Source organism: Sphingomonas sp. FW306-1B-B10E (genome assembly GCF_058782005.1).
In genome coordinates, this window is sequence record NZ_JBYSXG010000003.1 from 41,976 (window position 1) to 66,520 (window position 24,545).

Annotated in this window: 12 protein-coding genes; 5 read left to right on the top strand and 7 right to left on the bottom strand. The window is 64.7% G+C overall.

Annotation, left to right across the window (positions count from 1 at the left end; translation table 11 throughout):
* Nucleotides 1-29 precede the first annotated feature (29 nt).
* On the bottom strand, nt 30-803 hold the full coding sequence (locus tag AC3WJI_RS02080) for a metallophosphoesterase (RefSeq protein ID WP_492755576.1): 774 nt from the start codon (nt 801-803) through the stop codon (nt 30-32).
* A gap of 948 nt (nt 804-1,751) precedes the next feature.
* Between AC3WJI_RS02080 and AC3WJI_RS02085 the strand changes: the two genes are divergently transcribed.
* Entirely contained in the window at nt 1,752-3,779 is a 2,028-nt protein-coding gene (locus tag AC3WJI_RS02085; RefSeq protein ID WP_492755577.1) for a S8 family peptidase, read from the top strand.
* 29 nt (nt 3,780-3,808) lie between these two features.
* Here AC3WJI_RS02085 and AC3WJI_RS02090 read toward each other — a convergent pair whose 3' ends face one another.
* From AC3WJI_RS02090 to AC3WJI_RS02100, 3 genes are all read right to left on the bottom strand, one after another.
* Complete coding sequence (locus AC3WJI_RS02090; RefSeq protein ID WP_492755578.1) at nt 3,809-9,223, bottom strand: autotransporter outer membrane beta-barrel domain-containing protein; 5,415 nt, start codon at nt 9,221-9,223, stop codon at nt 3,809-3,811.
* Nucleotides 9,224-9,657: 434 nt separating this feature from the next.
* Nucleotides 9,658-10,851, bottom strand: a complete 1,194-nt coding sequence (locus AC3WJI_RS02095; RefSeq protein WP_492755579.1) for an SGNH/GDSL hydrolase family protein — start codon at nt 10,849-10,851, stop codon at nt 9,658-9,660.
* A 252-nt stretch (nt 10,852-11,103) separates the two neighbouring features.
* The gene (locus tag AC3WJI_RS02100) at nt 11,104-13,194 is read right to left on the bottom strand and encodes a putative bifunctional diguanylate cyclase/phosphodiesterase (protein WP_492755580.1); all 2,091 of its coding nucleotides are present in this window, start codon (nt 13,192-13,194) and stop codon (nt 11,104-11,106) included.
* An 880-nt stretch (nt 13,195-14,074) separates the two neighbouring features.
* On the opposite strand from AC3WJI_RS02100, the gene AC3WJI_RS02105 reads away from it, so the two are divergent.
* Nucleotides 14,075-14,353, top strand: a complete 279-nt coding sequence (locus AC3WJI_RS02105; RefSeq protein WP_492755581.1) for a hypothetical protein — start codon at nt 14,075-14,077, stop codon at nt 14,351-14,353.
* Nucleotides 14,354-14,820: 467 nt separating this feature from the next.
* On the opposite strand, the gene AC3WJI_RS02110 is transcribed toward AC3WJI_RS02105, so the two are convergent.
* Entirely contained in the window at nt 14,821-15,324 is a 504-nt protein-coding gene (locus AC3WJI_RS02110; protein WP_492755582.1) for a helix-turn-helix domain-containing protein, read from the bottom strand.
* A 315-nt stretch (nt 15,325-15,639) separates the two neighbouring features.
* Here AC3WJI_RS02110 and AC3WJI_RS02115 point away from each other — a divergent pair, with 315 nt between their 5' ends.
* The 3 genes from AC3WJI_RS02115 to AC3WJI_RS02125 all read left to right on the top strand — a co-directional run bounded on the left by AC3WJI_RS02115 (nt 15,640) and on the right by AC3WJI_RS02125 (nt 19,000).
* Nucleotides 15,640-16,266: a GntR family transcriptional regulator gene (locus AC3WJI_RS02115; RefSeq protein WP_492755666.1), complete on the top strand. Its 627-nt coding sequence runs from the start codon at nt 15,640-15,642 to the stop codon at nt 16,264-16,266.
* Between the two features lie 246 nt (nt 16,267-16,512).
* Nucleotides 16,513-17,160 carry a lasso peptide biosynthesis B2 protein gene (locus tag AC3WJI_RS02120; protein WP_492755583.1) on the top strand — a complete coding sequence of 216 codons (648 nt, stop codon included), beginning with the start codon at nt 16,513-16,515 and terminating at the stop codon, nt 17,158-17,160.
* A gap of 106 nt (nt 17,161-17,266) precedes the next feature.
* Nucleotides 17,267-19,000: an asparagine synthase-related protein gene (locus tag AC3WJI_RS02125; protein ID WP_492755584.1), complete on the top strand. Its 1,734-nt coding sequence runs from the start codon at nt 17,267-17,269 to the stop codon at nt 18,998-19,000.
* Here the strand turns inward: AC3WJI_RS02125 and AC3WJI_RS02130 are convergent.
* Both AC3WJI_RS02130 and AC3WJI_RS02135 read right to left on the bottom strand, forming a co-directional pair.
* Complete coding sequence (locus AC3WJI_RS02130; RefSeq protein ID WP_492755585.1) at nt 18,934-21,357, bottom strand: S9 family peptidase; 2,424 nt, start codon at nt 21,355-21,357, stop codon at nt 18,934-18,936. The two genes, AC3WJI_RS02125 and AC3WJI_RS02130, sit on opposite strands and share 67 nt — an antisense overlap.
* A 37-nt stretch (nt 21,358-21,394) precedes the next feature.
* The gene (locus tag AC3WJI_RS02135) at nt 21,395-24,457 is read right to left on the bottom strand and encodes a TonB-dependent receptor domain-containing protein (protein ID WP_492755586.1); all 3,063 of its coding nucleotides are present in this window, start codon (nt 24,455-24,457) and stop codon (nt 21,395-21,397) included.
* Between the last annotated feature and the right edge of the window lie 88 nt (nt 24,458-24,545).

The window sequence follows — 24,545 nt, forward strand, 5'->3', positions numbered from 1 at the left end:
CGAGACTTAACGTCGGCTAAAATCCTAAATCAGCCGGTGATCGTCCAGGAACGCTTTCCTTCGAGAGCTAGCGCCGCAATTTTTCCGCTGCTGTAGGCGCCGGTATCGACGCAGATCCGGTTCGGGTGAAATTCCACCCTGCCGGCGGTTGGAGAATGGCCGTGCACGATCATGGCGCCATGCCAAGTACGGCTGTTGAGAAATAGGCTTCGGATCCACAATAGGTCGTCCTCGTCCTGGTCTTCGATCGGCACGCGCGGACGCACTCCTGCGTGCACGAAAAAATAGTCGCCGAGGGCGTAACTTTTCGGAAGGGCCCGAAGCCAGTTCACGCACTTGGCCGGCACCACGCGCCGAGTTTCTTGGACGATCAATCGTGGATCGGTGGTGCCCCGCAATGCCGGATCGGCGCCGAAGCCCTCGAGCGTTTCCCAGCCGCCAAAACGAAACCAGACCGACGCGGCTTCAAGGTTTCCCTCGTACACGTCGAGCAAGACCTTCTCGTGATTGCCGAGCAGACAGATAACCTTCGCGCTGCCTAATGAGGAAAAAAAGGTCAGCAACTGCGCTGAACCCGAGCCACGATCAATCAGGTCGCCGAGGATCAAGATTCGGCAATCGATTGGACCTCGCTTTTCTGCATCGAGCGCTAGCCGATCGAGAAGCCGGGCCAGCAGGGCAGTCTGACCGTGAATGTCACTCATGACGTAGAGCCGCACCCCCTCGGGTAGCGATGGGGCGTGCGGGCGGCGTCGGTCATCAGCGCCGGGCCGCTGCCAGTTCCTAATTCCGATTGTCGCCATCGCTTTTGAAACTTCTTAGCGCAGCTCACAAGTCGTGCACGACGCATGATGTTGTTGGGCGTTTGTACCGAGATGTTACGCGGCGCTCGGGCCGCGGGCCGTCATACTGCAATATTGAGCGGGCGGCAGATAGAGAAATGGGGCCTCGCGATCTGCCGCCCGCAGCCCGGACGTGCCGGGCGGGGGATCGTCCGCATAGCCCGTGGAGCGAAGCGAGTCGACCGCAGCCATTGCAGGTTGCCATTGCGAGCCGGCTCAGGCTCCCGGCTCGACAGCGATTTGGTGAAACGGAGGGAGACGAATGAAGGTATTTTCGACGTGGTGAAGGGTCTAGGCTGTTGATACGTTAGCGTGTTCGTCATCGATCCCTCGTGACGGGCTTGTCGGTGGCCGGGAGCCTGTCACTACGGATTGCGCGCTTCCGGCCATTTCCAGCGCTTCGTTCTCCTGATTCGCATGTTCGCCGCCGCGGACAGAGTCAAAGCGATCCGGGTCCCGTTGCACCACGTGAATCGGCGCGTCATCGGATCGTCGACGTCATGATAATAAGGCCTGTTTCCCAGTGCAGATTGAAGCCCGTCTCGCGAAAATCCCGGTTTTGGAGGACAATGTGTAGTTAACGGATCGGTAATATACTGAGGCTACACCCCAATAACGCTACCGTTGCATTAAATATAAATTGGGGAATCCGCGTTAGGCGTGCTCGCAGGAAACTGGAGTGCGTCAATGCGGTACCTTTCGTTCTCGGCTAGCATCTTGGCGATGGCGTCCCTATCCGCATGCGGCGGGGGTGGTGTGAACTCGAGCGGAAGCGCGCCCGTAGTCTCCGCCCCGCCTCCCGATGGCGCCAGCAGTGTCACGCCCACTCCGACGCCCTCGCAGACCGACCCCACCGGGGGAAACGGGTCTGCTATTGTCACGCCCGCTGCACAGCAGCCCATCCGGTCCGTGAATGATACGGCTGAATTTCGGCAGAACTACGTGGCCAACGAGTTCGTCCGTGCGCTGTATGCTCTTGACCACGGCTGGACTGGTGCGGGCGTAACAGTCGGAGTCCTCGACGATGGCGTGAACACAGCGCTCCCTGACTTCGCGGGACAAATCTCGCCGCTCTCTAAGGACTTCGGATACGAGACGCGCGACGGGACCACGACGAAGCGCGATCAGCTCAGCGACGCGCGATCGGATCATGGCACCGCGGTTGCGGCCATCATCGCCGCACGAGCCGACGGTCACGGCACGGTCGGCATCGCACCGGATGCCAAGATCGCCATCCTGCGCACCTCCGACTACAACTACACCACCGGAACAGAAGCACTCGCTCATGACGGCGAAGCGATCGATTACGCTGCCAATGTCGGGATCAAGGTCGTAAATCGCTCGCTGGCCTCGCAGGGGTTCAACGTCGCGCTGCGCAATGCCGTAGCGCGCTACGGGTCGACGGGCGGGCTGCTCGTAAACGCCGCCGGCAACAGCGGGGGCGACAACCCGGTCGATGCTGTCAACGTCAGCGACGATAACCGCAATGCCTGGCTGTTCGTCGTTGCCCTCGATACCCAGGCACAAACTAGCTACGCACTTGCGGGCTATTCCAACAAGGCCGGAAACATGGCGGACCGTACCGTCACGGCGGCCGGCACCAATGTGACCACTCGGCTCGACGGTTCGGTGGGAGGCTTTTCGGGCACGAGTTCGGCGGCCGCACAGGTTTCCGGGCTTGTCGCTACCATCCTCAGCAAATGGCCGCAGCTGACCGGCCAGCAGGCGGGGCAGGTCATCCTGTCAACGGCCAGGGATATCGGCGCCCCGGGAGTTGATCCGGTCTTCGGCGCCGGTCTGGTCGACGCGGAGGCCGCACTTTCTCCGGTGAACCCGGTGCTCTCGAACGGCACGTCGCAAAGCGCGATGTCGAATACCGCGATGGTCGTGCCTGGTGCCGTCGGGACCGGCTCGATCCAGACGGCGCTATCGAACGTCACCGTGCTCGACAGTTTTGGCCGTGACTTCCAGGGCTCGCTGGCCAGCATGGTCGTGTCCGCGGAGACCACCGATGGGCAGTGGCTGCGTCGCCGCCTTGGACAGCTCAGCCAGGGCGGGTGGAGCGCGTTCGACGCGGGGCCGCTTAGCGCGACCTTGGGCTATGCGCGCTACCGCGTCGGTCCGGAGAGCAGTGCGTTTCGCCAGGTCATGACATCGGGCGAGGTGGCCTATCGCGCCGGGCGGACCGGTGTGCGTGTCGGCTACAATGCGCAACAGTCGCTGCAAAACGACATCATGGGGCTCGCGCCCTTCGCCGACGGCATCCTCGCTTACACGCCCCAAGCCGGCAACAGCGTGGCGGTGGATCAGGAAACGGCGCTCGGCCGCATCGGCGTGAGCTTCGCCAGCGGAAGGAGCGGGCGGTCCCGGGCGAAGGCCACGACGGTTTCACTCGCCCATGGCGACACCGAAATTCGCGCCTCATGGGTCGACGAGAGTGGCTCGATCCTCGGTGTGGCGGTCCAGAGCGGGCCGCTCGCACTTGGTCGCGGCACGCGGACCGGCATGATGGAACTACACCATAAATACGCGTTCGTGCCGGGCTGGGATATCGAAGCCTATGGCTCGCTAGGGGTTACGCGCCTGAAGATCGACCCGGTCTCGGTGGTGACGGGCGCATCGGCGCTCTGGGCCACTCGAGCGGGCTTGCAGGCAACGGGACCAGCGCTTGGCGGACTGCTGAGTTTCGGCATCGCGCAGCCGCTTACCATCGAGCGCGGTCAAGCCAGCCTGACCTTTGGGCGAGGCTACGATCAGGCCACGCACTCGCTCATCCTGGGCTCGACGAATGCCGATCTTGCCAGCACCGTTCGCCGGCTGCAGCTCACAGCCGGTTTCGTGCGCGGCACTCTCCGGTCCAATCTGCGGATCGGCGTGATGCGAGACCTGACCGACGATACGGTGCGAGGCCTCGCAGGGTACACGCTGATGTTTTGACGAATGGAGCGGCCGGTTTGGCCGCTCCTCTAGAGATCGAACTTCAAGCCGACCGACGCGCTTGTCGAATGACCGATCAAGCCGCGGCCGTCGTCGAGCGATTTGCGGTAATCCACTTCTCCGTAGAGCGACAGGCGCGATCCCAGCGTCCATGTGAGGCCAGCGCCGGTCTCACCCCACAGCGCCGATTCCGGCGAGCGAATGATCGTGGTCGCCGCGGGCGTGACGAACAGCGTGCGGTCGGTCGCCGCAAACGTCTTCCAGAGGTTGGCGCGCACATAAGGCTGAAGTCCGCCGGCTAAGCGTCCGCGGACGCGAACGCCAGCGCGGCCGGTCAAATGGCCGGGGTCGGCGTAGCGGACCGTGGCGTTCGGAATGGCGGTGGGGTCGAGCGACGTCCCCTGCGCCACGAGCTGGACCTGCGGCTCGATGCTCCAGCTCGGCGAGAGCGGCAGGGCATAGCCGAGTTCGACGGACGCGAGCACACCGGAGCCGTGGATCTTCGGCTTGGTTCCCGTGCTCGCGCTTGCGTCGCCCCTATACCAGCTGCCCTGGACCACCGTGTCGAAATAAAAGCCGCTGTTCGCGAGATACGACCAATATAGCGCCGCATAGCGCGTTTCCGGGTCGAGCCGGCCGACCGCGCGGTTTTCGACGCCGCCGGCGTAGCCCAGCGTGTCGTAGCGGCCCTCGCTATACCCGCCATAGACGCCGAAATGCATCTCGCCACCCGCGGTCCCGTAGCGGAAGAGGTTCGCGCCCAGCTGGAAACCGCGCACGCGCCCGTCCGAAGTTTGGCGGGCGTCGCCGGTCGAGCGGAAGACCCCGTCGTCGAGCAGTGCACGGCCCCAGAAACGGCCCGGGATCTGCGCACGCGAGGGATCGATGCTGGCGCTTTCGGTCTCGTCGCCCATCCGGCGATGATAGGTGCCCAGCATGGCCAAGTCGTCCCGGCGCAGCGCGCCCGACAGCGACGCGAGCAGCGGAACCTCTGGGCGGAAGGTCGTGTCGACCGGCGTCGGGGTTCCCGGATCGGTCGGAATCTCGGTCTGCGTGTTGGCTTGCGTGCGCAGATACCAGCTCTGGTTAGTACCCGCGAGATTGGATGCAAACAGCCGATACTCGAAAGCGCCCGCATCCACATGTTCGCCGGCGAGCACAAAGCCCGTGCCCGTCGTCAGCGCCGTGGTCGTGCCACCGTTGATTGCACTAACCAGTTCGATGCCGTCGCCGGTAGTCCGGGCGCCGAGACCCCCGAGATTGGTGACCTGGATCGTCGTCGTTCCGCTTACGCTGCCGCCATCGATGATCAGCCGATCGGACGCGGAGCCGTCGCTGCCCAGCACCGTCTGCAACCGCAGAACTCCGTTCTGGCCCACATAATTGCCTCGGATGGTGAGGGTATCGGTAGCGCCCGAGCCACCATTGGTCAGGTCGATGATACCGGCGTTGGTGATCGTTGCCGTGCCGCCCGTGGCAGCGCCCAACACCGCGCGCGTGCCGTTTCCGGCGAAGTAGGTAGAGCCCGAGTCGATCCGCGCCGCCCCTCCGCCGACCAGAAGTAGGTCGCCGTCCGAGGTCAGGGTCGAGCCGTTGGTCAGGTTGACTGCGTTCCAGCCAGTGATCCTGCGGGTTCCGGTCGTGCGGCTGGCATCGAAGGTGAGGGTGTCGGCGCCGCCCGCAACGCCGTTTCCGCCAATGTCGGTGAGACCGGCGATGTTAGCGTCCGTGATGCCGCGGAACGTCGCATTGTCATTTCCAGCGCCTGCCGAGAAAGCGCCATCGAGCGTGCCACCGGTCATCAGAAACGTGTCCGAACCGTTGCCCAGTCGTATCGCGCCGGTGATGGTGCCGGCCGACTGGGTCACCGCCTGGCCATTATCGCCCCCGCGGATCGCCGTCGCCGAGGACGTGGCTGCCGTGATCGTACCGCTATTACTAAACGCCGCGGCGCCGCCCGACAGGTCGACGACCGGGGCAACAACGCTGATCGAGCGAAGCGTGCCGCTATTGTCCAGCGACCGCACCGGTCCTGTGACGATTGCGGCCCCACCTTGCGCGTTCGTGACCGAGATCTGCCCCGTCACGCGCACCGCGCCAGTGGTGTTGAGACGAGCTCCGATCGCCCCCGCGCCCGAACCGGTGATCGCCATGCCGGCATCGAGCACCAGGTCGCCGCTCGCAGGCCCGCCGTCCAGCTCTCGGTAATCGAAGCCGATGCTATTGGTGCCCGCCGCGGTCACCGTTGCCGTCGAGCCGCTGACTAGCGCCACTGCGGTCCGGATCGCCGATCCACTGCCGTTTGCCGTCACTGCCGTACCGTCGAGGCGCAACGCGTTCGCACTATTCCGGTTTTCGATTCCGTTGCCGGTGCCCGTGCTGGTGACCGACCCGGCGCCGAGCGTGAGCGCGCCTGCGCCGTTGTCGATCAGCACTGCGTGCGCAGTCCCGCCCCCCGTGAAGCTACCCGCCGTCGTCGCCGAGGCAGCATTGGTCAACCGCAGTGCGGCCGTGCCGTCATCGACGCGCACAGCGCTGGCGCCCGTTCCGGCGAGGACCGAGGTCGCACCGTCGAGCAATATGCCCGTGCCGGATGTCATTGCGACCGTCCCGTTATTGGTGAAGGCGGCACCCTCGGCAATTCGAATGCCGACGCCGCGACCGCCAATCGTTCCGCTATGCACTGCGGTCGTTCCCGCGCCGGTGAGGTTGAGCCCCACGCTTCCAGCACCGTCGACGCTGACCGAACCGCTGTTCGTAACCGTCGCGCCCGTGGAGGCGCGGATGCCGGTGCTGCCGGCGCCGGTGAGCCCGATCGATCCGCTATTGACCAAGGCCGCGCCGTTGCGGGCAATGTAGCCGCTCACATTGTTGAAACTGGACGTCAAATTGGCGTTCGCCGTCAGCAGCGTTCCAGCGACCGGGCCACCAACCGCTACCCCATCGATATCATGCGCTTGACCGTCGACGACTGCCGCAGTGGTGGACGCCCCGGTGAGCCGTATGTCGCTCGCTCCGCTGATCACGCCGGTAGCACCGCCCTCGATCAGCAGACCCGTCGCACCCGATCCGGAAACCTCGATTCGCACTCCCGACGCATCGACGGTGGTACCGACAGAGGCGCCGGTTCCGACGATGCCGATTGCATCCTGGCCGGACACCAGGAAGCTTTGTCCGGAGCTCCGCGACACTGCACCGCCCTCAACTCGCAGCCCGGTCGAGCCGCGCGTATCGACCACCGTCGTGGTGGAAATCCCGCCGATCGACGAGCCGGCCCCAAGCGCGTAATAGCCGATCTGCCGAACGCCCCGGAAATCGACCGTCCCTCCGCTGGTGATGTCGACCACGCCGCCGTTGCGGGCGTGCACGCCAATCGCGCCCTCGCCGGTCAGCTGGATCGAACCGTTCTGCACGGCCGAGGAACTCGCATTCGCGACGTAAATGCCATAATTTCGCAGGCGGTCGCTCGAGATCCCGCCGTCGACGATGATCGTTCCATCGTTGACCGCGCGCGCCGAGCCGCCGACCACGCCATTCTCCACCAGCAAGCCGACGCCATTGACGCCGCCGATGGTGATCACGCCGGTGGCGGCATTCAGCGCGTTGGTCGCGCCCGCCACGCTGCTTCCGAGCACCGAGATCGCGGTGTTGCGCTTGGTCGGAGAGGTTGCCGCCGACGGATCGATGATGATCGCTCCGCCATTGACCGCTGTGCCGCCGTCTCCGGCGATCGTCATGCCTGCGCCGTTCTGCACGAGAGAGCCCAGGCGGATCGTACCGGCGTTGACCAGGCTGCCGCCACCGTTGATCGAAGTCATGCCGGACGCGGGATTGACCGAAACCACGTCTCGCACGCCGGCGAGATCCGTCGCGTTCTCGGCAAAGGTGGTGCCGACGCGGATCGTGCCGCCGGCCGCATTGAGGGCGCTGCCGCCGGACGATGCGACGATTCCCACAGCCCCGCCGAACGAGCCCAGCTGATTGGCGGAAACGCTGTCGCCGCCGCCGATCAGAATGGTTCCCCGGTTCGCAACCGAAGCGCCAGAGCCGACGGCGATGCCGACATTGGCCTTGCCGTATTCCGGGTTGTTCGGAAGGCTGGCGATGTCCCGATTGGCAACGTTGATGATGCCTTCATTGAGCACCGTGGCGCCGTTGCTCGCCAGTATTGCGACATTGTTCGTAGTATAGGCCCGGCTATCGTTCCCCGTAGGCACGGCCACGCCGCTCGAACGATCCAATACCTCGTAGCCGATCCCGACCACGCCGGAGGTGCTATTGGTCAAGCTTGTCCCGGCGCCATCGAGCCGGATGCCAGGCGCGGCGCCCGCCTGTGCGATGACGCCGTTATTCGTGATCGCCGAGCCATTTTGCGCAAGCACGAGGGTATTGCCGCCGTCGGTATTTTTGTCGGCTTGCGCCATGCCGACCAGCCGCGAGTCCGCGGTTGTGACGAGCGTCGATCCGTCGAGCTTGATGAACAGTCGCTCGCTTGTGGTCGGCGGCGCGTGATATCGGTCGAGCGGGTCATTCCGCACAGTGACGGTGCGCGTGGTGGTTTGTGCCGCGGCCTGGATGAGACTCTCATATTGGCTAGGCGTGATCGTGCCGGCCTGAAGCTGGGCGATGATGCTGGTGTTATAGCGCTTGAGACTCTCTAAGTCCGTAACTTTGTCGTTGCCATTGAATGCCACGCCCGAGAAGCTCGTGACCTTGACATCATAGTCTTGGGTCGCGCGTTGGCGCAGGCCGTCCTGATCGATGCCACTCATCGTTGCCGTGACCGAATCGTAGACGATGTTGCTGGCGGCAGTGACGTTATAGAGCGTCGAGCCACTATCCGCGGTTACGATCGCGAGGTTGACGGTATCGTAGACACTCTTGGCCTTGTTGCCGGTAGCGATTGTAATTTTGGAAGCGTTGATATCGGCGAGCCGAAGGTCGCCATACACTGGAGCGCCGGTGTCGTAATAGGCTGCGGTGTCGCGGCTGGTGGCGTTGACCGCTTTCAGCAAGTCGTTGCTATAAACGGTCGTCGCTACGGTGGTACCCTTTATCTGGTCAGGATAGACGACCGTGGTCCGCTTTTGATCGGCGCCGAGCGCCACGTTCACCTTGCCATCGACCTGATCATACCCCGCGAGCACCTCTCCGCGGGCTTGCCGTTCGGCGACGGTAAGGCTTTCGAACCGGAAGCGACGGGCGCTGGTGCCACGTAGCTTGTAATCGCCGCTGATCGTGCCGGTAGTGCCGCTGTCGGTGATGATGTCCGCGCGTCCAGGATTCGACCCACCGCCATTGTTCGCCGCAGGGGAATAGCCCGGTTGCAACGCCTGGGCTGCGGCTTCGCCGCCGCCAAGTGAGACGAGTGCGGCAAACGACGTGCCGGCAAGGGCAAGCGAGCGGAAACCCGCGCAAGCGCGGAATGCGAACTTCTCGGTCAAATCAACCCCCCGGACATCGGTGCAACTCCCACCCCGGCAACCGAGCCGAGCGGATCTTCAGACCCTTGCCAACGCCCAGCTGGTCACGTGGTTCATTAGATCTTAAACAAATTTTACAAGATTTTCTTCATACTTTTTCGGACCAAAAGGGGACGCCCCGCATTCGCTTGGGTCCAAAGCCCGGGGTTGCCGGCAGGCCATCAGTCCTTCAGTCGAGCAGGTGCATTCTTGCCACGGCAAGCGATGGGGGCGCCCCAGACGCCATCGTCGCCCCTGGCAGACAGGGACGCGCGCTGATGACGGGACAATCGGTCGCGAACCATGCCCAGACGCAGGCGCGCATCTGCGATAGCGATCAGGCCGTCACATGCGATCAGTCAGGCTGGGAAATAAGGGACGGCAGCTGCGCTCAAGCGCGGCGCCGTAGCAGGTGGTCAGTTGGTCAGCACGCGTCCCGAGCTGAGCATGAAGCTTCCGATGATGACCCGGCTTCCGCCCGATCCAGAAGGCGAGGTACTGCTCACGGCGCAACTCAGCTGGTGGGAGGTGTTGGCCAGCCCCTCATAGACGCGCAAGGGGCGCAGTGCCGCGAGGTTCAGACCGGCCTCGTAGAACGAGATCGTTTGCGGTGTTCCGCCATCGACGGTGCAATCGAGATTGCCGCCATTGCCAATCGTCCCCCGCGTGATGCCGAGAGTCGTTCCCGTGAAGTTCAGCGTGAAGGATTGGCCGGCGGTGCACACCATTCCATGCGAGAGATATTGCTCGCTGTTTTCGGAATACGCCGCGCAGTTGCCCCCCGTCACGCTGGTGCCGTCGACGAGCCGCGCATTTTGGAGCTTAGAATCGAGAATGTAGGCCGATGACGAACTACCAGCGCCGCTCAGCCCTACCAGGCGGGGGCCGAGGTCGGCTGCGATCGCATCGGCATATAGCTTATAACCAGCGTCGGTCGGAAAGCCGCTTTGCAAGAGGCTGTTCAACGTCTGCCGACCGGATATCACTTCCTCCCAGAGCGCTGCGCCCGCATCGATGAACAAGACCCCGGCACCCTCAGCCGCCGCCAACTGGCTGGTCGCTGCGACGCGCGCCGGGACGATGTTCGCCCGACGCTCCGCCTCATCGGCGTCCCGCGCGACGGCGACCAGCACCACGACCACGTTGGGGTTCCGTTGCCGCAGCTTGTAGATAATCGCATCCTGGAACGTCTTCACGACCAGGGGGTCGGTATCGTCATTGGTGAATGAGACAAAAGCAATGTCCGGGACGAACGCCGCGCGATCCAGGTCCGAATCGATCCGGTAGGCGCCAAATTCCGCGCCCGTTCGATTCGCCGCGAAGGTGCGGCTCTCCACCATGAGAAAGCGAGTATCGAGATACTGCGCGATCCTGGTCGTCCAACTCGCGGCGGTAGAGCTGGCGCCGACGCCGTTTACCACCGAAGATCCGATAAAGGCGATCTTGGCGTTGCGGGGAATGTCGCCCGTTGGGGTGGGGGTGGGGGTCGGTGACGGCGACGGGCTCGGGACCGGCGTTGGGGATGCTTTTCCGCCCGACGTTTCGCCACAGCCGCTCAACGCTGCTGCCAGGCAGATTGAGGCAACAACCCCAAAATGAGTACGAATCATGGTCCTCCGCGAACGATAGATGCCGCCCTAAACCGCAAGCGAGTGCTCCCGTTCGATGGCACGCCAAAACTACCACGTGTCCAATCCGCCAGCCAGCAGCAAATGTCGGTCAAACCGTCGCGTCCGGAGACTCGGGGCGCCTTGACTGGCCGACTCCTGCGGCCCGTCCGGACGAGAAGAAGCTGGTCGTCAGGACAAGATTTGCTGTTGACGCTGTGGCATCGCTTGGGACGGCGCGCGCGTCCCGCAGCATCAGGACGGTGCAGACCCCAGGACGGTGGACGGGACGCCAGACGGCGCGACCTGCCTGGTCGGCCGTCCGATCAGATAGCCCTGCACCTGGTCGCAACCCCAATGCCGTAGCTGGGCGAGCTGGCCCTCATCCTCGACACCCTCCGCAACGATCGTCAGCCCGAGACTTTTCCCCAGCCCGATGGTCGCACGCACGATCGAGGCAGAGGGCCTGTGATGGTTCATTGCCGCGACGAAGCTTCGGTCGATCTTGAGCTTGTCGAAGTTAAAATCCTTCAGGTTGCTGAGCGAGGAGTGGCCGGTGCCGAAATCGTCCATTACAACGCAGGCACCTGCAGCATGAAGCGCCTGCAAGGTCGAGAGCACCTCCTCGCGTTGGTAACCGAGGAGTGTCGCGCTCTCGGTTACTTCGAACTCGAGCCGGTCGACGCTGACGCCGTGTCGTCCAGCGATCGCTACGAGCTGGCTCGCAAGACCGGGACGGCGAAATTGGATCGGGGAAAGGTTGAGCGAGAGCGAGAGCTCGGGAGCCCAGGTAGCCGCTGCCGCCATTGCCTTTTCGATTACCCATTGTCCGATCGTGTCGATGAGGCCGGATGACTCCGCTATAGGAATGAAGCGCTCAGGGGGCACGTCTCCCAGAGCGGGATGCCGCCAGCGCAGCAGCGCCTCGTAGCCGCGGATTCGCAGTGACGCCGCATCGGCGATGGGTTGGAACACCAAGTGCATCTGGTCGGCCGTCAGAGCCTGTTCGAGGTCGCGCGCGAGCCGCAGCCGCAATCGTTCTTGTTCCTGCAGGCCGGCGTCGAAGAAACGGGCGGTATTGCGGCCGGCGGATTTTGCCCGATACAAAGCGAGATCCGCCAGGTCATACAGGTCGTCGCTAGCCCATTCCGGCGCGGAGACTGCCACGCCAACGCTCATGCGGATCGCGATATCCTCGTTCGCGGTCGCGGCGCTTGCCTTGAATAGCCTGGAGACCAGTGCTTCCGCAGCTTCGGGTTGCGCTGAGCCGGACTGGATAATCGCAAACTCGTCTCCGCCCAGACGAGCGACCAAATCTGCCTTTCGCGCGCAACGCGACAGGAGCTGCGCCATCCGCTGGAGCGCGCGGTCACCTCCAGCATGCCCGTGCCGATCGTTGATCGCCTTGAAATTATCAACGTCGATCGCAAGCACCGCAACACCGTCGCCTGTCCTTCGCGCACGGGCGATTTCATGCTCCAGTCGGTTCTCGAACAGCAGACGATTGGCCAAACCCGTAAGGGCATCATGGTGGGCCAGGAATGCGGCACGTCCTTCTGCGACCCGGCGCTCTTCGACCGCCGCACGATATTCCGCGAGTCCGCGGGCGAGGTCGCCCAGCTCGTCGTCGCGCGCTAATCCGGGGATGGAACCTTCAGGCCGGTCCTCGTTGAACTCGCGAAGGCGCGTGGCAATGACAGATATCGGGGACAATAGTCGGGTACGAAGCCAAGTGGTCATCCAAAAAACGATCATCACTATGGCAAATCCGGCGACAAGGACGCCGTTGATGTTCCGTCCGCTCTCGATAGCGTTAGCTTTGGCCGCCGCCCCGATTTGCCGTGCCACCAAATCACGGGCTTCCATGTGCGCGCGCTCGAGTTGCTTGAGCGTGTCGATGAAGCGCGGCATCGCCGCCTTGATCGTATTCGGATCAGTGCGGGCTACAAGTATCAAGCGTCGACAAGCAGGAGCGAAATTCATGGCAGCGATCTTGGTTCGCTGAATGGCGGCGCGCAGGTAAGGCGGAGCCGAAGGCGGCGCGACCACCGCGGCGGACATGCGCTCGAACTCCTGCACTTGGCTTGATAGCGACTGCCAGCGCAGGCGCGGCACAACTTTCCTCGCCTCAGCGGCGCGCGTCGACTCGCCGATTGCGAGCCGAAGTCTTTCCTGTGCCCTATCTTGATCGCCGAGCCTCTGAAGGGTTTCGCTTAGCATTTCGACGCCAAGGTTGGCGCTGCGCACGCCATTGCCGACGACCAGGCCGACACCCAGGAGCAGCAGCGACAAGGCAAGCACCGCGCTATACGCGATCGAAACGCGGCTCGATATCGAAAGTCGCAACAACACCTCCTGTACGCGAGGCACGTACCCGCAAAAGGCTTACCCATAGGTTGGGATCAGCGCGATGTGAGGATTCTCTCGCGCCTTCATCGTGGTCACGGCGTTGCTGGTTGTGTGTCAATGCATCCGGTTTTGGACGGAGCGATCGAGATCGTGCTCGAGCACCTCAATCAGGTCGCGAGCATCAAACCATTGTCGGCATCTCGGGCATTGCTCAAACCGCTCCGCGCGGGCGCTAGGGTGAGAGGTCAACGCTGGTCCCGTGACTTCTGCAAGGCGTGGCATATTTGATACTCCGGCAGCACAAGATGATTTGACCATCTCCTGTTTAAGAATGTGTAGGCAGCGCCCCCGGCAAACATGCGTAAGCGGGTTATCCGCCAGGCCAGATCGTTGCCCGCTTGCCGCGGGAGCCTCGAGCCCCGAACTTCGAGCTCTGAGTCCCGAGTTCTAAAATGGGTCCGTGGTCGGGTGCGCACCGGACAGATATTGGCCCGCCTGCACGGGGTGCCGCAAACATGGGTATTGCCATGCAACCGCCGCGACGCAGATAGCCGGCGCGAGGCAAGGCGCCGCGCTTGGCGACCGCGCCGTCAATGGCGTCGAACTCCATGTTTCCAGCTTGAATCTTGCCCGAAGAAATTCCGCGGAGTCGCCTTTGGCAACCAGCGCGGTTTAAAAGCGCAATCTTCGCCGTCCCCATGCTTTGTTGCAGGCGCGCACGTCAAAGCCACCGGCTTCCGGTGAGACGTCCCGACGGTGGGAACCGAACGCCCAGTTTGTCCACAGCCGGTTTGCGCCGCCGAGGATCATCGTTCCTGCAGCGCGCGTTGCCGCATTCGATTTGAATGATATTTAAGATTGGGCGCAGCGAGCGGGCATGACGATGTCGTTGACGAAGCAAAGCACCGCGACAGGGGATCACCTGTTGCGGCTACTGTCGGACGCTTGGCCGAACACCACAAACCTGTCCCCTGGCGCGTTGGGCTTGAGCGGACGCGTGGGTGCCTTGGCATTCCTCGACACCATTGAGGAGCTCAGCGACAGCGGAATGCTCGGCTACGAGGCGCTAGTGATCGATAACGGAGGTCCGCGGATCTATCAGGCCTCGATCACGCGTAAGGGACGGGACCGGCTGCGCGAAAGGCAGCCGAGTTAGCCTGGGGGCGCGAGCGGTCGGCTCCCGTAATTTCCCTGATCGGCCAAATCCGAGAGTGCTTTGCGCACGTCAAAGCCGCAAGGCGGCGAACAGCGATACTGTTCAATTGGCCCGCAAGGGGGAGTCGACGATGCCTGCCAATGCCCAGCGTCAAAGTGCCGATGTGTTGCGCAAGCTGAATCACCATTTTGAAGCCAGGCAAACGCGGCGTCAGAGCCCGTCAAGCTTGTGGCTCAGGGCCCTGACCGCGAATTGAGCGGGCAACTGAGGCGCTTCCGCCGATAGGAATTTGGCGGAGATACCTGACTAATGTTTTGGAGAGGCCTGACGAGTGTCTTGGTGCAGTGGCATTGATCTTGGCCGTACAGGCTCTTCGCGCTTCCCTCTCAGGGAGTAGACAATAGCAATCTTCCGGGCACGAAGGTCAGCCGGCGGTCCCGACGCCTATCGATTATCGCGCGCGTTACTCAGTCCGCCGTGCGTCGCAGTCGGCGCGTCGCGAGAGGGCGAGCGCCCTGAACCTTTTCCCTGCGCTCTTCCAGCCAAGTCTCGGCGAAAAGGTCGCGCTTTGCAATGTGTGCAGTCAGGTCCTTTGCGACGCGCGTGAAGGCCCCGATCAGGATCCCGGGTTCCAAGAAGACGATGTCGTCGCCTAGATCCTCGTTCAACTCACTGATCGCGATCATCAATATCGTCATCAATTTGTTGTCCGCGCAGCGCAGCGCGAACTCTGGCGATTTGAGCGCGAGTACCGCGACGATGCCGAGAGGGTCGCTGTTGGTGACTTCGGCGAAGCGGACCAAGCGATCGAAGGTAAAACGTCCGCGCCCCGCTTCGAAATGCTCATAAGAGCGCAGCGGCATCTGCATTGCTCTTGCGACTTCGCTCGCGCGCATTCGTCGCTCCTTGCGTACCGCCTTGAGAGCAGCCGAAAGCAAGACAATATCCGCGCGCTCCTCCTTGCTCTTCATTCTCTCCTCGCTCACGACGATGGACGATGCCTCTGCCCAACCAGCTTCATCCTTAGCTAGCGTCGCGCAAATGGATATCGCTACCAACCACTTTCTGCCGGCAATCCTACGCTCTTGCACGCGATTGCCGCAACATCTTGCCAGAACCAACCTGGCAAATGCGCTATAGCCGCCGAAATTCGCCTTTCGGGTCCAAAACGGATTCAAGTCATTAGGATTGAGGCGGCTATCACTGGACGTCCAGGCAATTGCCCGGATGCTTAGCGAGTGAGCGAATCATCCAATTTGGCTGTACCTGAGCGACGCGATCCTTTCATGCGTGCCTACCGAGCCCTCAGGCGGGACTTGGCTGCCGGCGGGCGATTGCCCGGCGACCAGATCATCGTAACCGAAGTCGCGGCCACTTTAGGCATCAGTCCGACCCCAGTGCGTGAAGCGCTGGCGAGGCTTTCCGGCGAACGGCTGGTCGATGACCGTCGACGGCACGGTTATTTCGTGCCTTTGCCCTCCTGGTTCGATCTCATCGAGCTGTACGACCTTTGCGAAATGCATGTGCTCGCAGCGCTGAAGGATGCGGCCGAACCGCAGTTGAATCGGCCAGCGCCGGTTCGTGTCAGGCTCGAACCAGGCGCGTTAGCGACGCCCAACGACGAAACTGGCGAAGTGCACCGCGCTCTCGTCTCCCTGTCCTCCAGCACGCGCATGGTCATGGCCGGTCACGTCTATGTCGAGGTCCTGACGCCAGCACGGCAGACGGAGCTCGCGCTGCTGGGCGGATCAGACTTCGTCCAAAAATCGCTCGACCTGCTCGCCCGGCACGCCTGGAGGGAATTGAGCGATGTCGTGCGGGCCGACTTCGATCGGCGTCGCAGTCGCGCCGAGCCGGTCGCGTTTGCCCTCGCCGCCGCATCCCGTGGAAGAAATAGCCGTCATATAGTTTGAGAATAGAGGCCGCAGGGCGTCTGCAGGAGAAGGCCGCACGGTGCGGCTAAGCAACCCTGGAGGTCAACATGAACAAGCCAAACTCACGGCTGGTCCGCGTCGGACGGGTCAGCACGCTCACCAAGGCGATCGTCCTGGTGCAGCCTAACGAGCCCGGCGAGCTGTTCCTCGGCATCCCGCGGCCGTAAGGCGATCGAGAGGCGGCTTGACCGCCGCCTCTCTTTCAATGCTCTCATGCAATACGGAATGCTCCCCGGCGTCTATCTGGCCGACATCGAAGGCGACCTCGTGCTGCTCGATTCCCGCGCCGACGCATATTTCTGCGTACCGCGCGACCTCGCCATGGGCCTGAAAACCGCACTGACCGGCAATAATCGCTTCAGGCCGAGCGGTGAGATGATCGATGCGCTCGAAGCGGCGGGATTGTTCGGGACGATCGATGCCCCGGCGCGCTACGATCCGCCGGCCATTCAGGCCATCACCGATCTCGACGCATTGCCTGGCGGGCGCCGTCGATGGACGCCACTTCTGGCCGCTCGCCTCTGCCTTGCGGCAGCTTACACGCTCCGCCTGGGGGTTACCCGGCCATGCCGCTGGTTGGCGTCGGTCGCCCGGCGCAAGGGGCGCGCGACGAAGGCCCGGGAAGTGGAAGACGTTTACCGGATCGCGCGGGCGGCGCGCGCCGCGCAACCGCTGTTTCCGGGTCTCGGCGACTGCTTGCCGAGCTCGATGTTCCTCATCGACTTGCTGCTTCACTGCGGCGTCCGCACGCGTTGGGTATTCGGGGTCAGAACCTATCCGTTCGAGGCCCATTGCTGGGTGGAACATGAGGGTGTCGTCTTGAACGACAGCCTCGAGCATGTTCGATGGTTCACGCCCATTGTCGCCGTCTGAACCTCCTCCCGTCCCAGGCTATATTGCCGCGGTCTGGCCCCCGCAGACCCCGGATCCGTCGGCAATCGCGACGCTCAAGTGTGCGCTCGCCGAACATGCCCCGCAGTTGCGCCTGCAACTTGCAAAGCCGGGACTGGCAATATTCTCGCAAACGAACGCCCGCGCGGTCCGGGCGTCGATCGACGCGACAGGAAATCTGGTGATCATCGGGGCTGCGTTCGATCGCGCGCTTCTCGAGAGTTCTCCGGCAACGCCGGCGGATCCCGATCGCCTGGCGTTGCTTGACGATGCGGCCCTATTTCGCGCGGTCTGGGGGTCCTACATCGCAATCCGGCGCGTTGCAGGCGTTGCTGGCGTGACGCTGCTACGCGATCCGGGCGGTGGCCTTCCAGCGTTCGTGGCGCAGGCGGAGGGTCTCCAGCTAATTGCGCCCGCTCTTCCGGATTGGCTGCGCAAGGCGGCTGGTATCACCCTTCGCATCGACCGAGCGCTGCTGTCAGCGGCATTGGCCGATCCGCTTTTGCCGACGCACTGCGCATTGTTGACTGGCCTTCATCAGGTCGCCGCCGGCAGCGCCTGTCGGTGCGACGGGATTTCGGTTGGCGCGATCCGGCAGCTCTGGCCCGATCAGCCGACGCTGGCGGCGCCGCACGCCGCGCGCGCGCCGCGCGCGGAGGGGCTGCGCCGCGCAGTTACCGGTTGCGTCCGCGCCCTCGCGGCATCGCACGACAGCGTGACCCTCGAATTGTCGGGCGGCCTCGATTCCGCGATCGTGCTTGGCGCATTGGCGAGCGCGGCCGTCCCAGTCGATGTCAGCTGCGTCAACTTCGCGGTTGCGCATGCCGGAGGAGACGAACGCCCTGAGGCGCGGGCCGTCGCCGATCGATGGCAAGCCAGGTTGGTCGAAGTGACGGCCAAGGCCGACGAATTGCGGTTTGAGGAAATCTTTTCCGGCGAACAGCCGGTCGAGCCGATTCTGTACGGGCTCGACCCGGTCCTCGAACGCGCGAGCATCGGCGTCGCCACCGCGTTCGATTCGACAGCGATCTTCACCGGCCAGGGCGGCGACGCTGTCTTCGCAAATCTGCCAACCGCGCTCGTCGCAGTCGACTATGCGCGCGCCGTCGGATGGCGCGCACATTTCTCGCAGATCGCCTATGACGCGGCGCGGCGCGCGCATCGCTCGCTCTGGCACGTCGAGGGCCTGATGCTGCGCGACCTGCTCTGGCGCCGCCACCCCGTGCTGGCTGGTTTGCCCGGGCAGCACCTCGGCAAAGCGGCGCTTGCCGACGCACCAAGGGCACGGCGACACCCTTGGTTGGCGGGGGACCAACATCTGGCACCGGCACGGCGGATCCAGTTCGAAGCCATCGCCAATTGCCAGCACTTCAACAGTCCAACCTGGCGCAGTCGTGTCGCTGCCCTGGTTCATCCGCTGTTGGCCCAGCCGGTCGTCGAGGCCTGCCTGGCTATCCCGACCTACCAACTTGCGGCAGGCCCCGGCGATCGCGCATTGGCCCGTGAGGTCTTCCGCGATTGGTTGCCGCCGGTTGTTCAGGCGCGGCGCGACAAGGGTGATGCGACCAATTATTACCGGCGGGCCGTCGCGGAGAACCGTCTGTGGCTGCGTGACTTCCTCTTGCAGGGCGTACTCGTCGCCGAGGGACTGCTCGACGGTGCTGGCATCGACGCGGCGCTGCGCGAGGAGAATTTGATCTGGAGCGACAGCTCGCGCCTGATCGTCGTCTATGCAAGCTTCGAGGCCTGGGCGCGCTATTGGGGGAACGACGGTGTCCTGGGCGAATCGTCGGCAAGGAAAGCAAAGACGCGGGTCCAATAGTCGCGCAGGTTTGCGGGACTGGTCAGGCTGTGGCTCTCGCCGCGATACCGCAACAGCATCGCGTCCTTGCCAAGCCGGAAGAGCGCCAGAAACATGCGTTCGGCCTGTGCCTGCGGCAGATAGTCCAGATCGGAATGGACGAGCAGCACCGGTACGTCGATGTCCGCGACACCGTAGAAGGCGCTGTTGCGCTGATAGCGGGCCGCATCCGCCCAGGGTGGGGCACCCATTCGGCCCTGGCCGCTTTCGGCCCAGCCGATCGGGATGGTCAGCGACACGCCATTCTCGGCATAATCAATCCGCGGATCCATCGCGCCGTACGCAGCTGCCAGATCATAGGCGCCATCCGCCGCGACCACCTTGCCGAAGCGGCGGCTGACCGCCGCCATCCCAAGCACGGTGTAGCCGCCATAGCTATGGCCGAGCAGAAACGGCCGGGTAGGGGCGACGCGGCCGCTCGCCTGCGCCGCGGCGACCGCGGCGGCGAGCACGCTCTCGATCGCGGCCAGTGGCTCGCCGGGACCGTCCGGCAATGGAAGGCTGGGTTGCAGCACGGCATAGCCTTGGCCCACGAGCAGCAGCGGATGAGTCATCGTCGTCGGCGTCGCCGGGCTGGAATCTGCCGGCGGCGCAGCGCCATAGGGGTAGCCGGGATAGGGCACCACGACCAATTGCGGTGCTCGCGCACCGGCTCGGGCCGGCGGTAGCAGCAGCCAGTGGTTGAGTAAGCTGCCGTCAGGGGCACGGCTGTGCAGAAGCACGCGTTCGGGCAGGTCGACCGCGGCGAGATGCCCGTTGACGCGGTCGAGTTCGACCTCACCGCCGCTGCCGACATACACCAGCGTGCCGATTCCGCGCGCATTTTCGCGGTAGACGATCGCCCCGGCCTGCGCCGCGGCAAGGATCGCATCGCGCGGCAGGATCGGCCAGGCGCGAAAATGACCGCTAGGATCTTCGATCACGGCGCGACGACCGGTGCCGCTATCGAGCACCGCGAATACGCGCGCGGGCGTCGCATTTATCCAGCCGCGCGTCCCTAGAGCGTGCCCGTCGAGCAGCACCGGCCGCACCTGCGACACTGGTGCCGGAGCGACGCGTGCGCGTCGACCGCCAAGGTCCACTTGCCAGAGTCCGTCGACATCCCCGATGAACAGGCCCGGCGCCCGGGCCGACGCCAGTTCAGGCGGGGTGCTCGCGAAGACGGCCGTCAAGGCACGTGCGGCGCCATGGGCATCGAGGAGATACCAATCGCGCCGCTTGTCGGACGTGCGTTCGGCATACACGATCGCGCGCTGGCCCATCCAGGCGGCGCGCACCAAGCGCGCGCTGCCGCCGGCGATCTGGGTGACTGGCACGATGCCGGCGGGCAGCCCGGTCGTGACGCCGCGGCGCACGTCCAGGCGATAGAGCCGCCCGGTCGACCAGGGCGCGCCGTCCTGACGGCCGTAGAACAGCAACTGTGCGCCGCTCGGGGACCAATGCAGCAGGCTTGGCAGCACGTCGCATCCGCACGGGTCTCGGCGCGCGCCGCTAGCCAGTTCGAGCAGCGTGAGGCGTTGCCGCCGCGGCTCGAACGCCGGATCGACCGCTGCCTTGGGGTCGGGCTGGACGGCCGGCCCCTTGCTTAGGATCGCGAGGTGCCGCCGGTCGCCTGATAGCGCCAGGTCGAGCACATCGCCGGCGAACCGGTCTTTGGTCGCCCCGTCGATCAGATTGACCTCGACGATATGTCGGCCGCGATAGCGGGTACCCAAGTCGAGAAAGCGCCCGCTGCCGAGTATGCTCGACGAGGGCTCGCGGCCGCGCTCCGCCAGCGCCCAGCCGCGGCGCGCTGCACGCTGCGCATTGGTCGGCGTCTGGAGCAGGCCGGGTAGGCCGCGATCGTCGAGCGACACTGCGAGCAAATGATCGTCATCGATCCAGACCGGGCCCGGCTGCGCTGCGGGCATATCCGGCACCAGGGCCAGCCAGTGCACGGTGCGCGTCGCCATCTCGACGACGCCAAGCTGCAGCCGGTCCCGCTGCAAGCGGAATACGGCGAGCCGCTTGCCCGAAGGCGAGAAACCGCCCGCCCAATAGCCGGCATCGCGCGCTTGCGCGAACAATGGAGCGGCACGCGCGCTGGTGGCGAGGTCTGCGACGAGAAGCTTCGACAAAGCGCGGCGGACTGCCCAGTCATAACTGTAGCTTGGGGCACTGTCGTACCGGTCCCGACGCTCGATGATCGCCCAGCGTCCGACCGGGTCGGTCAGCACCTGGCCATAGCTCTCGAGCCGCAGGAGGTCGTCGATCGTATAGGGGTGCCCAGCCGCCGGCTCCGCCAGCAGGCACAGGACTGCAATCCATGGAAAACGCATGGCAGAAGTTCCGAAAGCTGGAGGGATTAGGCCGGGGTCACCATCGCTTGACGATCTGCAGCGAGACGAAACGGCCCAGCGGGTCGGCGCTCGCCGCGCCGTAGCCAAACCCGGTCAACTGATCGACAAAGGGCGGATCCGCGTCCAGCAGGTTCTGTGCGCTGAGCGCGACGCTCCAACCGGCATCGCGCATCGTCGCCGGCGCGAAGCGGATCTGCGCGTCGAGCGTCGTCCAGCTCCCGACCGCGCGCGTCGGATTGCTGACATCGTCGAGATAGCCGGCGACATGATTGATCGTCGCCGAGCCGCCCCATGCTCCGCGATCGTATCCGAGCGTGCCGCGCAGCCGCCAAGCCGGGGGATTGGACAAGGTGCCGACGCGCTCGACCAGCGCCGCCTTGGGCGTAATCCGGCGCTGGTAGTCGAGCATGTGCGAAACATTGAGGCTGAGCGATGCGGCACCGCCGCCCAGCGCGAGGTCGCCTGCGACGAGCAGATCGATCCCCCGCACGCGCAATTGGGCGGAATTGACCAGTCGTCCGTCGAGGATCGCCCGGTAGAATTCGGGCGGGAAATAGCCTTTGATCAGCGAGCCCGGATCGTCGATCAGGGCGATCAGCCGCGCGCGGTCGGCCGGGTCGTGCGCCGGGTCGACGCGCGTGATATAGGGCGAATAGATCGCATCCGACAGCGCCTCGCTGAGATTGTCCGCGGCCGGGCGCTCGATCCGGTTGCGGAAATCCGTCTGGAACCAGGTCGCCTCGGCGCGCCAGCGCGGCGCCCAATCGGGCACGTAGCGGGTATTGAAGCTGAGCGTCTTCGCAGTTTCCGGCCGCAGGCGCGGATTGCCGCCGAACAGCGTGACGACCGGCGTGAGCACGCCTGCCGCATCGCGCAGCTGGACGTAGGAGACTTGCACCGCGTCGCGCACCTCGCGCAGCACCGGCGCGCGATAGGAGGTGCCGTAGCTCGCCTTAACCAACAGTCCCTTGGCCGGCTCCCAGATCAGGCCGAGCTTGGGATTGGTGGTGCTGCCGAAGTCGCTATATCGCTCGTGACGCAGCGCGGCGGACAGCTGCAGCCGGCGCATTCCGGCACGGGCATTGGCTTCTCCGAACAAGGGGAGGGCAAGCTCGGCGAAGCCGGCACCGACCGACCGGCCTATATCGGTGTCGCCGAGCGGCGTGGGGTGGGTACCCGAGAAGTAATTCTCGCCGCTGCGGCCGAACCCCTCGCGTCGGAAGTTGGCACCCACCGCGACCTTCACGTTACCGCCTGGCAAGGCGAACAATTTTCCGTCAGCCTTGATGTTGATCGTCGTCAGCCGGCTAGTCGTGCGATTGTGCGCGAAGCCCTGGCGGATGAAGTCGAGTATCCGTGCGCTATTGGCAGACCCGTTGCCATAGGGATTGAAATAGCCGTCGATCGCCGGATTGAACGGCGTGGCGGGGTCGTCGGGCACGGTGCCGACCGCTTCCGCGAACAGGCTGGTGTTGACGATGTTGGCATAGGCCGTGCGGGTGAACTCGCGCGCGCGGGTCGCATAGGCCTCGACGCGCCAATCTGCCAGTGGGCGCAGCGTCGCCCCGGCGGTGACGCTCCAGCTGTCGACGCTGCCCGGCTGGCGGATCGGGCCGATTTCGCGGAGAAACGAATAGCCGATGAGCGCGGAGGGTGCACCGGTCGGGCTGTAGAAATAGGGGTTGCGGGGCGTGACCTGCGCCAAGGTCGTCGTCGCCTGGCCGAAGCTCTCGAAGTCGCGCCGCGCATAGCGCGCTTCGGTAAACAGTTCGACTTCGCCACTCAGCTGCTGCGCGCCGGAGAGATAGACGCTGTGGCGATCCTGGCGCGGCAGCACGTCGGTGCCCTCGCGGAAGTTCGAATAATTCTGGCCCGGCGTGAAGTCGGAGGGCGTCAGCCCGACGCCATTCTTCGTCGGCGCGATTGCGAAGGCCGGCACCAGCGATCCCGCCGGGCTGATCGCCAGCAAGGTGCCCGGTGTTGCGAAATAGGAGCGCCAGTCGCTTCCGCCGAGTGGACGCAAGTCGGCGGATCGGGTGAACGCCCGCTGGTCCGCGCGCAGCCGGCTGCGATGCATATATTCGTACGCTGCAAGCAGGTGCCCACCCGCCCAGCGGACCCCAAGCACCTGACCGGCCTGGACCTCCCCGGCGCCGCCGCGCGTGGTGGTGCCGAGCCGGAGGCGGCTCTCGCCGCCTTCCAGCGACTTGCGCAAGATGATGTTGATCACGCCGCCGACTGCGTCGGAGCCGTACAGGGCGGAGGCGCCGTCGGTGAGGACCTCGACCCGCTCGACCGCGGCGAGCGGGATCAGCGAGATGTCGGTGAAGTCCGCCTGGCCGCCCGAGCCCGGCATGCGCCGGCCATTGACCAGGATCAGCGTGGCATCGCTACCGAGCCCGCGCAAATTGGCGCTGGTGCCGAGGCCGATATTCTGCGTGGTCTGGTCCGCGGCGGTGAGGCTGGTGTCTTCGGTGCCGGTGCCGCCGAAATTCTGCGGCAGCGCCGCGATCGCGTCGCCGACAGTCCCATGTCCGGCGCGCTCGATTTCGCTTCGGTCGACCACGATCACCTGGGAGGCGCCTTCCGAGATGCCGCGGATGTTCGAGCCCGTCACGACCACGGTCTCGTCGCTTTCCTGCGCTGCGGCGTCCGCGCCCGCCCGCCTTGCGGCCGGCGCGGGCTGCGACCGTGCCGCGCGCGGCTTGGCGCGGGGCCGCACCGCCGCGGATTGCGGCTGCGGGGTGGGGCGCCGCACCAGGATGAATGCCTTGCCCGCCTGACGCACTTCGATCCCGCTGCCGTCGAGCAGCCGCCGGAGCGCCTGATCGTCCGAGAACCTGCCATGGAGCGCGCCCGCCCGGCGCCCTGAGACCAGCGTGCTCGAATAGAGCAGCTGGCGGCGAGTGATGCGTGCATAAGCGGCGAGCGCGTCGCCGAGCGGCCCTGCCGCGATGTCGAACGCGCGGACCTGTTGTGTCGCCTCGGCCGGCGCAGCGGTGACGATCACCGCCGCGCCAGCGAGACCCGCTAGCAGCACCGATCGCTTGCCCCCGACGATCTTGTCTTTATCCCCCATGACCTTCTCCCCGCGAGCCGGGGTTGCCGGCCGTTCACCCAAATCGCGCAATCGAGCCGCGATCGATGAAGTAACGCGCTGGTGCGGG